The organism is Paenibacillus mucilaginosus 3016 (genome assembly GCF_000250655.1).
In the GTDB taxonomy this organism is placed as follows: Bacteria; Bacillota; Bacilli; order Paenibacillales; family NBRC-103111; genus Paenibacillus_G; species Paenibacillus_G mucilaginosus.
Genome location: NC_016935.1, coordinates 6,493,390 through 6,507,574, shown reverse-complemented (window position 1 = coordinate 6,507,574; position 14,185 = coordinate 6,493,390). Strand labels below are relative to the sequence as shown.

11 protein-coding genes, 4 pseudogenes and 1 other annotated feature are annotated in these 14,185 nt (G+C 59.7%); of the genes and pseudogenes, 13 read left to right on the top strand and 2 right to left on the bottom strand.

Going from position 1 to position 14,185, the window contains the following annotated elements; genetic code table 11:
* Positions 1-89: 89 nt before the first annotated feature.
* The 10 genes and pseudogenes from sigG to PM3016_RS26820 all read left to right on the top strand — a co-directional run bounded on the left by sigG (position 90) and on the right by PM3016_RS26820 (position 9,131).
* On the top strand, positions 90-872 hold the full coding sequence (gene sigG / locus PM3016_RS26865) for an RNA polymerase sporulation sigma factor SigG (protein WP_013917745.1): 783 nt from the start codon (positions 90-92) through the stop codon (positions 870-872).
* 271 nt (positions 873-1,143) lie between these two features.
* Complete coding sequence (locus PM3016_RS26860) at positions 1,144-1,443, top strand: YlmC/YmxH family sporulation protein (protein WP_238540326.1); 300 nt, start codon at positions 1,144-1,146, stop codon at positions 1,441-1,443.
* Positions 1,444-1,539: 96 nt separating this feature from the next.
* Positions 1,540-2,393 (top strand): annotated as a pseudogene (gene pgeF / locus PM3016_RS26855) (peptidoglycan editing factor PgeF).
* 64 nt (positions 2,394-2,457) lie between these two features.
* The gene (locus tag PM3016_RS26850; protein WP_013917742.1) at positions 2,458-3,147 is read left to right on the top strand and encodes a YggS family pyridoxal phosphate-dependent enzyme; all 690 of its coding nucleotides are present in this window, start codon (positions 2,458-2,460) and stop codon (positions 3,145-3,147) included.
* Positions 3,148-3,181: 34 nt separating this feature from the next.
* Positions 3,182-3,608: pseudogene (locus tag PM3016_RS26845) on the top strand (cell division protein SepF).
* Between the two features lie 26 nt (positions 3,609-3,634).
* Positions 3,635-3,904 (top strand): YggT family protein, encoded by a 270-nt coding sequence (locus PM3016_RS26840; protein WP_013917740.1) that lies wholly within the window; start codon positions 3,635-3,637, stop codon positions 3,902-3,904.
* A gap of 15 nt (positions 3,905-3,919) precedes the next feature.
* On the top strand, positions 3,920-4,702 hold the full coding sequence (locus PM3016_RS26835; protein WP_014371623.1) for a YlmH family RNA-binding protein: 783 nt from the start codon (positions 3,920-3,922) through the stop codon (positions 4,700-4,702).
* Between the two features lie 215 nt (positions 4,703-4,917).
* The gene (locus tag PM3016_RS26830; RefSeq protein ID WP_013917737.1) at positions 4,918-5,397 is read left to right on the top strand and encodes a DivIVA domain-containing protein; all 480 of its coding nucleotides are present in this window, start codon (positions 4,918-4,920) and stop codon (positions 5,395-5,397) included.
* 132 nt (positions 5,398-5,529) lie between these two features.
* Positions 5,530-5,785, top strand: a binding site (T-box leader).
* A gap of 79 nt (positions 5,786-5,864) precedes the next feature.
* A pseudogene (ileS, locus tag PM3016_RS26825) lies at positions 5,865-8,632 on the top strand (isoleucine--tRNA ligase).
* Positions 8,633-8,780: 148 nt separating this feature from the next.
* Positions 8,781-9,131 carry a DUF5665 domain-containing protein gene (locus PM3016_RS26820; RefSeq protein ID WP_013917735.1) on the top strand — a complete coding sequence of 117 codons (351 nt, stop codon included), beginning with the start codon at positions 8,781-8,783 and terminating at the stop codon, positions 9,129-9,131.
* 36 nt (positions 9,132-9,167) lie between these two features.
* Here PM3016_RS26820 and PM3016_RS26815 read toward each other — a convergent pair whose 3' ends face one another.
* On the bottom strand, positions 9,168-9,929 hold the full coding sequence (locus PM3016_RS26815; protein WP_014371622.1) for a TraR/DksA C4-type zinc finger protein: 762 nt from the start codon (positions 9,927-9,929) through the stop codon (positions 9,168-9,170).
* 165 nt (positions 9,930-10,094) lie between these two features.
* Between PM3016_RS26815 and lspA the strand changes: the two genes are divergently transcribed.
* From lspA to PM3016_RS26800, 3 genes and pseudogenes are all read left to right on the top strand, one after another.
* Positions 10,095-10,631, top strand: a complete 537-nt coding sequence (gene lspA / locus PM3016_RS26810; protein ID WP_013917733.1) for a signal peptidase II — start codon at positions 10,095-10,097, stop codon at positions 10,629-10,631.
* A complete protein-coding gene (locus tag PM3016_RS26805; protein WP_014371621.1) occupies positions 10,628-11,617 on the top strand; it encodes an RluA family pseudouridine synthase in 990 nt (329 codons plus the stop codon). Before lspA ends, PM3016_RS26805 begins: the two co-directional genes overlap by 4 nt.
* 18 nt (positions 11,618-11,635) lie before the next feature.
* Positions 11,636-12,801 (top strand): annotated as a pseudogene (locus tag PM3016_RS26800) (aminotransferase A).
* A 105-nt stretch (positions 12,802-12,906) separates the two neighbouring features.
* On the opposite strand, the gene PM3016_RS26795 reads toward PM3016_RS26800, so the two are convergent.
* A complete protein-coding gene (locus tag PM3016_RS26795) occupies positions 12,907-14,043 on the bottom strand; it encodes an N-acetyldiaminopimelate deacetylase (protein ID WP_014371620.1) in 1,137 nt (378 codons plus the stop codon).
* Positions 14,044-14,185: the final 142 nt, after the last annotated feature.

Here is a 14,185-nt window from a genome sequence, read left to right as displayed (position 1 = left end):
TGAGGGGACAGGGGCGGATAGGCACCCGCATAAAAAACCAAACCGAGGAGATAATTAACAGTAATGTTTCTCCTTGGGAGGTAATCACGGTGACCCGAAACAAAGTCGAAATATGCGGTGTCGATACGGCAAAGCTACCGGTTTTGACGAATGCGGAAATGCGTGAACTGTTCGTGGCGCTTCAGACGAACAATGAACGATCTGCAAGAGAGAAATTAGTGAACGGGAACCTCAGGCTGGTGCTGAGCGTGATCCAGCGGTTCAACAACAGGGGGGAATTCGTTGACGACTTGTTCCAAGTAGGCTGTATCGGACTGATGAAGGCCATTGATAATTTTGATCTCAGCCAGAATGTAAAATTCTCGACCTACGCGGTGCCGATGATTATCGGGGAGATCCGGCGCTACCTGCGGGACAACAACCCGATCCGCGTATCGCGTTCCCTGCGGGATATCGCCTACAAGGCGCTGCAGGTGCGCGACCAGCTCACCAATATGAACTCTCGCGAGCCCTCGATCTACGAGATCTCCGAGGCGCTCAACGTACCCAAAGAAGACGTCGTCTTCGCCCTGGATGCCATCCAGGATCCCGTCTCGCTCTTCGAGCCGATCTATCATGACGGCGGCGACCCGATCTATGTGATGGACCAGATCAGCGACGACCGCAACAAGGACGTGTCGTGGATCGAGGGCATTGCTCTTCGGGAAGCGATGCGCAAGCTGGGCGACCGCGAGAAGATGATCCTCTCCATGAGGTTCTTCGACGGCAAAACCCAGATGGAAGTGGCCGATGAGATCGGCATCTCGCAGGCACAGGTCTCCCGGCTCGAGAAGTCGGCGATTTCCCAGATGCAGAAGCATGTAAAGAATTAATCCCCGTCCGGCTGCGGCCGCGACCTTTCCGAGTGACCATCCGACCCTACCGTCTCCGGACGGCAAGCGGTCTTTTTTTGTAGATGGGGAAGAGGACCCTGCCGTTAGGATATGCCCGGAAGCACGGGGGCATTCCAGCGATTTCCGGATGGGGCCGGAAGAGTCATTTCCCGGGAAAGGGGACATTTTTGCCTAAGCCCACATATAGTAGTAACAAAAGCCCTGACCGGCCTTCGGAGGGAGGGGACAGGGCGGGGCGGTGGTGCTCGCGGTGAAAATATCCGACTTTCAGACGAAGGATGTCATCAATATTGTGGACGGCAAAAAGCTCGGCCAGATCAGCGACCTGGAGCTGGACCTGCACTATGGACGCATCGAAGCGATCGTCGTGCCGGGTGCCGCCCGCTTCTTCGGACTCTTCGGCGGCACGGACGATATCGTCATTCCGTGGAGGAATATCGTCAAGATCGGCATGGACGTCGTGCTCGTCAAGCTCGATGACATGCGTTCCTACCGCCAGGGCGAAGAGCCGGAGGTGAATTACGAGTATAACCGGCAGTACCGGGGCTAAGAGGACCGCAGCTGCAGCTCCCGAATCCTGCCGGGCATAGCTATCCCGGAGGGCTTTGATGTATACTGGAATCATTATACATGAGGGGGATAGCCCATGGAGCCATTTGTACTTCAGGAAGCCGATAACGGCACGGGATGGATGAAGCTCAGCCCTTTCATGAACGGCAGCGCATCCGTGACCGCCGGATTCACGACCCGGATCGGCGGCGTAAGCGGAGAGCCGTACCAGGGGCTCAACTGCGGGCTGCATGTGGACGATGCGCCGGAGGCCGTCGTCGAGAACCGCCGCAGGCTGGCGGAGGCGCTCGGCATTCCGTTCGAGGCGGGCACGTACGCCGAGCAGGTGCACGGCAAGGAGATCCAGATGGTGACTTCCGCGCTGCGGGGATCGGGTATCCGGGACCGGGAGAGCGCGCTGCAGGCCAAGGACGGCTTCATGACGAACGAGCCGGGCGTGTACCTGTACGCTCTGTTCGCGGACTGCGTGCCGCTCTACTTCTATGACCCGATCCGCGGGGCGGTGGGCCTTGCCCACGCCGGCTGGAAAGGACGGCACTCGGCATCGCCCGGTCGATGGTCGAGGCGATGGGAGCCGCTTACGGCACGAAGGCGAGGGATCTGCGCGCCGCGGTCGGCCCTTCGATCGGCGCCTGCTGCTACGAAGTGGACGATACGGTCATTTCGCGGATCGACAAGGCGCTGGAGACGACGGGAGGCGCCGCCCTGGAGGCGGGACAGCCGCCCTTCTACGAAGCGAAGCCGGACGGCAAATACAGCTTAAACTTGCAAGCTGTCAACCGACAAATTATGATAAAAGCAGGAATTATGCCGTCTCATATCGAAATAAGTAGTTTATGTACGAGCTGCCGCACGGACCTCTTCTTCTCGCACCGCAAGGAGAAGGGAAGAACGGGACGGATGGCAGCCTGGATCGGACTGCGGGGATAAGCTTCATGCCTCCCGCTCCGGTTCATGTTACCGAGATTGTCGGCAGCGGGAGGACGCAGCACAAGTGAACACGAATTTGCAGGAACGCATACAGCACGTCAATGACCGGATCGCAGCCGCCTGCGCGCGGGCGGGACGCCGTCCCGATGAGGTCGGGGTCATTGCGGTAACCAAATATGTGTCGATGGAGACCACCGGCGCCGCCCTGGACCAGGGGCTCACCCAGATCGGGGAGAACCGCTGGCAGGATGCGGCGGCGAAGTGGGAGGCCTTCGGAAGCCGGGCGATCTGGCATTTTATCGGCCATCTCCAGACGAACAAAGTGAAGGAAGTCGTCGGCCGGTTTCACTATATTCATTCGCTGGACAGGCTGTCGCTTGCGAAGGAGATCGAGAAGAAAGCGGCCGGGCTCGGCATCACCGTGCCCTGCTTCCTCCAGCTGAACATCTCCGGCGAAGAATCCAAGTACGGCATGGAGCCGGAAGCGCTCATGGATTTTGTAAGCGAGCTGCGCAGCTGCCCGCATATCCGCATCGAGGGTCTGATGACGATGGCTCCCTATGAAGCGGAGCCGGAAGAGACCCGTCCCGTATTCCGCGGGCTGCGGGAGTGGCGGGACCGTCTGAACGGATCGGGGCTGCTGGATTACGAAGTGCACGGCCTCTCCATGGGCATGTCGAATGATTTTGAGATTGCCATTGAAGAAGGCGCCACGTGGGTGCGTCTCGGAACCGTCCTGGTGGGTAAGGAATAAGCGCCGGAGAGCCGCTAGCGAAGGAGGAAAGGATATGGGTGTGATGAATAAATTCATGAACTTTTTGGGCCTGCAGGAAGAAGAGGAGATCGTGGAGCGCGAGCGCGTCGTGGAGGCCCAGGAAGAAGTTGAAACGCCGGTGCAGGAGCCGCGTAAAAGCAGTAAGGGGAATATCGTTTCGATCCATTCCCAGAAGAATGTCCGCGTGATCCTTCACGAGCCGCGTTCCTATGAGGAAACGCAGGAGATTGCCGATCACCTGCGCTCCCGCCGTCCGGTCGTCGTGAATCTGCAGCGGATCCGCTCCGATCAGGCGACACGGATCGTCGATTTCATCAGCGGAACCGTTTACGCGCTGAACGGGTCGATCTACGAAGATCGGGCCGAACATTTTCTTATGCACGCCGGATACGGTGGAGATTCACGGCTCGATCTCGGAGATCTTGAACCACGAAGGATAACGCATATACTTAGAGAGGTGAACTCCTTGAATTTCAACATCGTCGGCTATGTAGCTACCCTGATTCAAATCTATCAATATCTGCTCATCGCGTATGTGCTTTTGTCCTGGCTGCCGAATGCCCGGGAAAGCTTTATCGGTGAGTTCCTCGGCAAGCTGTGCGAGCCGTATCTCGGCATCTTCCGCCGCATTATCCCGCCGCTCGGCGGCATGATCGACATCTCGCCGATCGTCGCCCTGATCGCCCTGCAGTTCGTGGGCCAAGGGATTATCGCGATCGTAAGCTACCTGGTCTAGCGAACGGAGCCAGCCATGTCAACCGATCAGATCTACTCGCATTTTCATCCCGACGAGCACCGTTTCGTCGACAAGGCGGCCGAATGGGTGGCCCGTGCAGAGCAGCACGAAGCCAAGCTGACCGACTTCCTGGACCCGCGGCAGGCCTTCATTCTTACGACCCTGGTCAACCGCAGCATGGATGTGCAGCTTCTGCTGAACGGCGGCCATCCCTCCGCCGAACGCCGGCGGGCCTGGGTGGCGCCGGACTACCGCGTGCTGGAATCGGAAGACCCGGGGATTACGCTGCTGTCGATCACCTCTCCGGATGAGAAGCTCGAAGATCTCGACCATGGGGATTACATGGGCGCGATTCTCAGCCTCGGCATCAAGCGGGAGAAGGTAGGCGACATCCATGTGCGGCCGGACGGCTGCCACATCCTCGTGGCCTCCGAGATTGCGGACTACTTCCGGCTCAACCTGAGCCAGGTGCACCGGGTGCATGTCATGACCGAGGTGCTGCCGCTCGAGCGTCTGCAGTTCACCGAGGTGAAGCTCGAGGAGCTTCAGCTCTCCGTGGCGTCCCTGCGCCTCGACGGGATCGTCAGCGACGTGTACCGTCTGAGCCGGGCCAAGGTGCTCGTGCCGATCAAGGCGGGACGCTGCAAGGTCAACTGGAAGCAGGAGGAGGACCCGAGCAAGCCGCTGCGCGAAGGCGATGTGGTCTCTCTCCAGGGAGCGGGCCGGTTCAAGGTGCTTGAAATCGAAGGCGTCACCAAAAAGGGAAGAACCCGTGTCAAAATCGGCAAGTACTCGTGACTGCCGATTTTTTCTGCTGTCCGGGCAAGGAGCGGGGTAAGTCGCACAGGTAACGGCGGAGAAGGCAGGCCGAAAAACGGGCGGATTCCGTCTGAAACCATCGATTTTCCGCATTCTACGGGAAATTTTGGTCCGAAGTGCAGGAAAAATTGGGATGGTGTCGAATATACCGAAGTAACAAAGTTGGTTTCGCTAAATTTGCAGGAGGTGCACCGATGGCTTTAACACCGCTCGATATACATAACAAGGAATTCAGCCGGTCCTTTCGCGGGTACGATGAAGACGAAGTCAACGAATTTCTCGACCAGGTGATCAAGGATTACGAGGCCCTGATCCGTGAAAATAAAGAGCTGCAGAACCAGCTGCTGACCATTCAGGAACGACTCGACCACTTTGCCAATATAGAAGAAACGCTGAGCAAGACGATTATCGTAGCGCAGGAAGCGGCGGACGAGGTCAAGCACAATTCGAAGAAAGAAGCGCAGCTCATCATCAAGGAAGCGGAGAAGAATGCGGACCGCATCATCAATGAGTCGCTGTCGAAGTCGCGCAAAATCTCCATGGAGATCGAAGAGCTGAAGAAGCAGGCGTCGATCTACCGTACCCGCTTCCGCACGCTGATTGAAGCGCAGCTGGAGCTGCTGAGCAAGGAAGACTGGAGCTCGCTGGAACGTACGGAAGTCGAGCAGCCGTAAGGCCGTCAGGGGGAAGCACCCCGGTGCCCAGGCACCGGGAACCGGAGGACCAAGGACCGCGAAGCCGCTGTTCCCGCCCCAAAGTTGACGGCGGACCTGCTATCGGCTATACTCCATATAAAGTTAACATGAGCGAAAGCGATGACCGGGACGAGTATTCCGTGTTCTGACCGAAGCCAGCGAGCCGGGGAATGGTGGAAGCCCGGACTTCGGCACCGGAAGAAGATCCCCCGGGAGCATCTCTTGAAAGCAACCAGTAAAGAGTATCGGCCGATCCCGTTATCGATCAATGAGTGAAGACACTCCTGTTCGCCCTGCGCAGGTATGCGTGAATGGCGGCCATGGAGTTCTTAATCAGGGTGGTACCGCGAGACTTCTCGTCCCTATGGGATGACGGAGTCTTTTTTTGCTGCCTGCCGGGCAGCGGGTGAAGCCGACACGGACAAGTTGAAGGAGTGGAGAGCAAGATGGATTATGGCAAAACATTGAATCTGCTGCAGACGGAGTTCCCGATGAGGGGGAACCTTCCGCAGGCGGAGCCGAAGATGCAGCAGCACTGGGAAGAGACGGACATTTACCGTCAGGTCCAGAAGAGCCGCAAGGGCAAACCGAAGTTCATTCTGCACGACGGTCCTCCGTACGCGAACGGGGACATTCATATCGGCCATGCGCTGAACAAAATCCTCAAGGATATCATCGTCCGCTTCAAGACGATGCAGGGCTATGACGCGCCTTACGTGCCGGGCTGGGATACGCACGGTCTGCCGATCGAGCAGGCGATCGCCAACGGCGGAAAGGTCGACCGCAAGAAGATGAGCGTCTCGGAATTCCGCGACTACTGTAAGGCTTATGCCCTCGAGTGGGTGGAGAAGCAGAAGACCCAGTTCAAGCGCCTCGGCATCCGCGGCGACTGGAACAACCCTTACATCACGCTCCAGCCAAAGTATGAGGCCCAGCAGATCCGCCTCTTCGGCGGGATGGTCAACAAGGGCTATATCTATAAAGGCCTGAAGCCGGTCTATTGGTCCCCTTCCTCGGAGAGCGCCCTGGCCGAAGCCGAGATCGAGTACAAGGACAAGACGTCCTCTTCGATCTATGTCGCCTTCGACGTGGCGGACGGCAAAGGCAAGCTGCCGCAGGACGCGGCCATCGTCATCTGGACGACGACGCCTTGGACGCTGCCTGCGAACCTCGGCATCTCGCTGCATCCGGACTTCGACTATGTCACCGTCGAGACCGGCGGACGCAAGTTCGTGCTGGCACAGGGCCTGCTCGAAGCGGCTGCGAAGGAGATCGGCTGGACCGACGTCAAGGTTCTCGCAACCCATAAGGGCAGCGAGCTGGAGCTTGTGCTCTGCAAGCATCCGTTCTATGACCGTACGTCGCTTGTCATGACCGGAGAGCACGTTACGCTTGAAGCCGGTACGGGCTGCGTACACACGGCGCCGGGCCATGGTGAAGACGACTTCGTCATCGGCCAGCGCTACAACCTCGGCGTGCTCTGCCCTGTCGACGACCAGGGGCATATGACGTCCGAAGCGCCGGGCTTCGAAGGCCTGTTCTACGACAAGGCCAGCAAGGCGGTCATCGAGAAGCTTCAGGAATCGGCGCATCTGCTTCACCAGGCGACGATTCAGCACCAGTATCCGCATGACTGGAGGACGAAGAAGCCGGTCATCTTCCGGGCAACGGAGCAGTGGTTCGCTTCGATTGACAAGTTCCGCAGCGAGATGCTCGATGAGATCAAGAAGATCAACTGGACGCCAGAGTGGGGCGAGATCCGTCTGCACAACATGATCGCAGAGCGCGGCGACTGGTGCATCTCCCGCCAGCGCGCCTGGGGCTGCCGATCCCGATCTTCTACTGCCGCAGCTGCAACGAGCCGCTGGTGAACGAGGCGACGATCGAGCACGTGGCGAAGATCTTCGAAGAAGAAGGCTCGAACGCCTGGTTCTTGCGCGAAGAGAAGGAGCTGCTGCCGGCAGGTACGGCGTGCGCCAAGTGCGGACATGACCATTTCCGTAAGGAGACGGACATCATGGACGTATGGTTCGACTCCGGTTCGAGCCACATGGCTGTGCTGGAAGCGCGCGAAGAGCTCCAGTGGCCGGCCGACCTGTATCTGGAAGGTTCGGACCAATACCGCGGATGGTACAACTCCTCGCTGATCACCGGCGTTGCCGTGAAGGGGCAGTCCCCTTACAAGGGAATCCTGAGCCACGGGTTTACCCTCGACGGCGAGGGCCGCAAGATGTCCAAGTCGCTCGGCAACACGGTCGATCCGAACCAGGTGTGCAACAAGCTCGGAGCGGACATTCTCCGCCTGTGGGTATCCTCGACGGACTACCAATCGGATGTGCGCATCTCCGATAACATCCTGAACCAGACGTCGGAGGGCTACCGGAAGATCCGCAACACGCTGCGCTTCCTGCTCGGAAACCTCTCGGACTTTAGCCCTGCGGCAGACCGCGTCTCCGTCCGGGAGATGAGCGAGCTCGACCGCTATGCGATGCTCCGGCTGAACCGGCTGATCGAGCGTGTGGTCGCGGCGTATGAGAACTATGAGTTCCACGTGGTATACCAGGCCGTTCACCACTTCTGCGCGGTCGAGATGAGCGCCTTCTACCTCGACATCCTGAAGGACCGGCTGTATGCCTCCCTGCCGCAGGACCCGGCGCGCCGCGCCGCGCAGACGGTATTATACGAAGCGCTCACGGTAATAACTAAACTGATTGCGCCGATCCTCCCGCATACGTCGGACGAGGTATGGAAGTACATCCCGGGAGCGGACCTGCCGAGCGTACAGCTGGCCTACATGCCGGAAGCGGACGCCTCCCTCTTCGACGAAGCGCTGGAGCGCAAGTGGGAGCAGTTCGGAATCATCCGCGACGATGTGCTGAAGGCCCTCGAGGAGGCGCGTAAGGAGAAGCTGATCGGCAACTCGCTCAGCGCGGCTGTCCATCTCTACCCAAGCGCGGAAGTGGCTTCCTTCCTTGGCGGCTTCGAGCGGCTGGACCTGCTGTTCATCGTCTCGGCGGTTGTCGTGCATCCGGAGGGCGCTGCGGCACCGGAAGGCGCGCATGCGTTCAAGGGATTGTCCGTGCAGGTGGCCTCCGCGGAGGGCGAGAAGTGCGAGCGCTGCTGGATTGTGACACCGGAAGTGGGACACAGCGAGGAGCATCCGACACTGTGCCAACGCTGCGCAGGTGTCATCGAGGAGACCGCAGGCGTATAAAGCATCGGACACCAGGCAAGCCCGTAAGCTAAAAACGAGCCGCCCCCCGGCCCGCCCGCTGACAGCAGCGGGCTACGGGAGCAGCTCGTTCTGTTGTTTTACCCCGGCATGACGGCCGGGTCCGAGACCGGGAGGAGGGATGCTTTCGATGGAATCGAACCGCATCGTACCGAAGTCCGAAACACAGAGGCCCCCGCTGCCGGGAAGGCAGCAGGAGCTGCTCGAGCAGGTGCATGACAAGGTGACCGAGATTGCCGCCGGTATGGAGAAGAAACAGATCGCCGAGTATCTTCAGCTGATGAACGATCCGAAGCGGCTGCTCTGGCTGAACCTGATCAGCGGAGTGGCCCGCGGCGTCGGCATTGCGTTCGGCATCACGGCATTCACGACCGGGCTCCTCTATATGCTCAAAGGTCTCGGCGCCCTGGATCTGCCGATCATCGGCGGCTTCATCGCCGACCTGATCGAGCATGTCCAATATCAGATGCGGAGGTATTGATCCGACCGGAGTGTCAGCCTATGGGCCGGCGCTCGCTTACTCGTAGCGGTCTTCCTCCGTCGGATCGGGTTCCAGCAGACCGTAGCCTTCCCCATTGCGCATATAGTTCCTGTAGGTGCCGTTGCGGACCACCGTGACGGCCTGGCCGTAAATATCGGTGGCGACGAAGCTCTCGAAGGCTTCGACGTAGCCGGCATTCTCGTCCGCCTCGATCTCGATTTCGTTGTAGCTGTCGGATTCATTCGGGTTCTCGGCATAGGCCGGCGAGGTCGAGGAGCCGTAGCTCTCAAGGATCTGCCAGGCATCTTCGCCGTCAAAGCCGTTCTGATCCGGCTGATCGTCCATGGACGTGCGGCCGAACGGCGGGTTCAGGAACTGCTCTTCCACCGGCCTCTCGAGCGGCTCGGGAGCCGGATGGGGCACGTGTTCGACACAGTACATCGTGGTGGGAACGGCCTGCAGTCGTTCGAAATCGATCGCCGCTCCGCAGGTCCGGCAGGTGCCGTATTCTCCGGCAGCCATCCGCTCCAATGCTTCGTTCACGCCGGTGAGATGACGCTCGGCATTCTCGAGCAGAGCGATGTCCTTGGACCGCTCGAACATCTCGGTTGCCATGTCGGCCGGATGATTATCGTTCGTCGAGAGCTCGCCGGTCTGTACGCGGACGGAATCGCCGAGTCCGAAGTGCTCATTCTCGTTCAGATGCTGCTGGAGCCAGGCCTGCTCTTCCTGGAGCTTGCTTTTCAACTGCTGAAACTGATCACGGGTCAGTGTGGGGTTCGGTTGATGTTCAGTCACCTTCAGCGCCTCCTTCAATACACTCGCACTGCCGTTATTTTTCACGGACCGGGCCCGTTTTACAATGCCAGATATTATGTCCTGCCGGGAGGGCGGCGTCCTTCACAGGGAAGCATCTGTTTTCACATCCGTGCCTGGCAGTCACCTTGGTAAGGAGTTGTTATTTTGAAATACTACATTTACGCATTCATAGTGCTGCTTGTGGATCAGGCGACGAAGTGGATGATCGTGAGCAACCTGACGATCGGCGAAACCGTACCGGTGATCGGGGAGTTCTTCCAGATCACCTCCCACCGCAACCGCGGCGCAGCCTTCGGGATTCTGCAGAACCAGCGCTGGTTCTTCCTGCTGATCACCGTCGGTGTAGTGATCGGTGTCGTCTGGTATCTTCGCAAGATGCTGCGCGAAGGCAAGCGCCTGCTGCCCTTTGCCCTTTCGCTGCTGCTGGGCGGGGCGCTGGGGAATTTTATCGACCGGGCCTTGTTCGGAGAAGTCGTGGATTTTCTGTATTTTCACTTCCGCTTCTCCTTCTTCGGATACCCGGTGGATTATCCGTACCCGATCTTTAACGTCGCGGATATGGCGATTGTCACGGGGGTAGGGCTGATTTTCCTCGACTCGATCCTGGCCTGGCGCCGCGAGGTACGGGAAGCAAGAGAGACGAATGCACGACAAGCGGAAAGCGGGGATATACAGCCATGAAAGACGAATTCGAAGGTGAGCTCCAGGAGAGCGAAGACATTATGTGGTCCGAGGAAGGCGAGGGCGCCCTGGAGTGGCACGTAGGCGAAGAGGAAGCCGGGGAGCGGATCGACAAGTTCCTGGCCGAAATGCTTGAGGACGGTCTGGACGTCTCGCGTACCCAGCTCCAGCAGTGGATCAAGGACGGCCACGTGACGGTCAGCGGACGGATCGTAAAGCCGAACTACAAGCTGGGAGAGGGAGACTCGCTCAAGCTGGTCGTCCCTGAGCCGCAGGAGCTGGAGCTGACGGCCGAGGATATTCCGCTCGATGTCATCTATGAGGATTCCGACGTGATCGTCGTGAACAAGCCCCGCGGGATGGTCGTCCACCCGGCTCCGGGTCATTACAGCGGCACGCTCGTGAACGCGCTGCTCTATCACTGCAAGGACTTGTCCGGCATCAACGGCATCATGCGCCCGGGCATTGTCCACCGGATCGACAAGGACACGTCCGGCCTGCTTATGGCAGCCAAGAACGATCTGGCTCATGCGGGACTGACGGAGCAGCTCAAGGCCCACAGCGCTACACGCAAGTACATCGCGCTTGTGCATGGCAATGTCCCGCATGAGAACGGGACGGTGGACGCGCCGATCGGCCGCGATCCCAAGGACCGCAAGCTCTATACGGTGACGGAGAAGAACAGCAAGCATGCGGTAACGCACTTCATCGTGCTGGAGCGCTTCGGCGACTATACGCTGCTGGAGCTCAAGCTGGAGACCGGCCGGACGCACCAGATCCGTGTGCACATGAAGTTCATCGGCCACCCGCTTGTGGGCGATCCGCAGTACGGACCGTCGAAGAGCAAGGGAATTCCGATGGACGGCCAGGCGCTGCATGCGGCGGTTCTCGGGTTCAAGCATCCGCGGACAGGGGAAGAGCTGCTCTTCGAAGCACCGCTGCCGGAAGACATGAACCGGCTGCTTGAAGTGTTGAAAATGAGGTAGAGGCGGGGAACGGAAGTCATGGGAGAGCTTGAACACTTAATCAATCCGAGACTCAAGGAGATTCAAATCTCGGGAATCCGCAAAATCGCGAACAAGGTGGCCGGTTATCCGGATGCGCTGTCGCTGACGATCGGCCAGCCGGACTTCCCGACGCCGGATCATATCCTGCGCGCGGCGGAGCAGGCCATTGCCGATCAGCGGACGGTCTATACGCCGAACGCCGGGCTGCCTGAGCTCCGCCAAGCCGCCGCGGCATTCATGGACGCCAAATACGGCCTCAAGTACGATCCGGCCGAGGAAGTGATCGTGACGGTCGGCGCCAGCCAGGCGCTCGACATCACGCTCCGGACGATCCTGCAGCCCGGAGCGGAAGTGATTCTGCCGGGGCCGATTTATCCCGGCTACGAACCGCTCGTGAGATTGTGCGGGGGGATTCCGGTCTACGTGGACACCCGGCAGAACGGGTTCAAGCTGACGGCCGAGCTGCTCGAGCCCCATCTCACCGAGAACACCCGCTGCATCATTCTGTGCTATCCGTCGAATCCGACGGGGCGGGTGATGACCGAGCAGGAGCTGGCTGACATGGCTGCGCTGCTGCAGGACCGCCAGCTGTTCGTCGTCTCCGACGAGATCTACAGCGAGCTGATCTACGATGCGCCGCACCGCTCCATCGCCTCGCTGCCGGGAATGCGGGAGAAGACGATCGTGATCAACGGATTGTCGAAGTCGCACTCCATGACCGGCTGGCGGATCGGCTTTACCTTCGCTCCGGCTTACGTGTCGCAGCATATGGTCAAGGCGCACCAGGTACAACGGTGACGTGCGCGAGCTCCATCTCGCAGTACGCGGCGATCGAAGCGCTCACGGCCGGCCGGGACGACGCGCTGCCGATGAAGGCCGAGTACGTGAAGCGCCGGGACTTCGTCTTTGACCGGCTGCAGGGGATGGGCTTCGACCTCGTGAAGCCGGAAGGGGCATTCTACCTGTTCCCGTCCATCGAACGGTTCGGGATGCCTTCGATGGAGTTCACCCTGCGGCTGCTCGAGGAGAAGCGGGTCGCCGTTGTGCCGGGGGATGCCTTCTCGGTGTACGGCGAAGGGCACATCCGGATCTCTTACGCTTATGCCATGAACGTGCTGGAAGCGGGGATGGACCGGCTGGAAGCTTTTGTGAAGGGACTGTAACGAGCCCGGGGAAAGCTGGTTTATGGTGCCAAGATACAGAAAAACCACACGGTGCAGGATCCCCTGCAAGTGTGGTTTTTTTGTGCTTCGGATGTGACCTATCGGCTACTCGGCGGATCTCCAGGTGAAGTAGTCCGTCATCACGCTGACAGCCACATCGATCGCCCGCTCGTCCGGCTCGATCTTCGCATGGTGCAGTCCGTAAGGTGTACTCACGCCGAGCCAGAACATGAAGCCGGGTACGGCTTCGAGGAAGTAGCCGAAGTCTTCGCCGGTCATCGCTTCCGTGCACTCGACGAGCTGAACGTCACCGGCGCGCGTCTCCCGCAGCCAGGACATGAAGCGCCCGGTTACCTCCGCTTCGTTGTATACCTGGCGGTAGTTCGACCCGTAATTGATCTCGGCCCGGCAGCCGAAGGAGGCCTCAATGCCGGAGACCACCGCTTCGATCCGGGACTTCACGAGCTTCATCGACTCGGCGGAGAGGGTGCGGATCGTCCCTTCGAGACGAGCTTTCTCGGCGATGATGTTCTGCTTCGTGCCGGCTTCCATCCGGCCGATCGTAATGACGGCGGAGTCGAGCGGATTGATGTTGCGCGAGATCACAGTCTGCAGCTGCCCGACGAGCTGGCAGGCGGCGATGATCATGTCGTTGGCGTTGTGCGGGAAAGCGGCATGGCCGCCTTTGCCGATCAGGTCAATGAAGAGCTCCGATGTGTTGGCGAACAGGATGCCCGGCTTCGTCGCGATCGTTCCGACCGGATATTCCGGCGCGATATGGAGCGCGAACATCTCGTCCGGCATCCAGTCCCGCAGCTCCTCGCTCTGCAGCATGGGCAGGGCGCCGCCCGGTCCTTCCTCAGCCGGCTGGAAGATGAAGGTCAGGTTGTCGCGGAGCGGCTGCCGGGCGAAACGGGACAGCACGCCAAGGCCGATCGTCATGTGCAGATCATGTCCGCAGGCATGCATGAAGCCCGGATGCTCGGAGCGGAAGTCATAGCCCGTCTCTTCCTCGATCGGCAGGCCGTCCATGTCGGCGCGGTAGCCGTACCTGCGCTGCGGGTTCGTGCCTTTGACATTCACCAGGACGCCGGTGCGCCAGGTGCGCACTTCGATATGCTCCTGGGGGAGGGCGGCGATAGTATCCAGCAGGTAACGCTGGGTCTTAAATTCCTGGTAGCCGGGCTCGGGAATACGGTGAAGATCCCGGCGGATCCGGACGGAATCAAACGTAGTGGTCATAAGAGCTGCCTCCTCTGGGAGTTGGAATAGACGGCCGAGGGATGCTTTGCATCTCAGTTCACATCCGGCAAGCCGGCCATTTAGCAAAAAGCCCGGCGCACGGGGCGCCGGGCCTTCTCTCACTGAATGGTTTCGCGTCGCA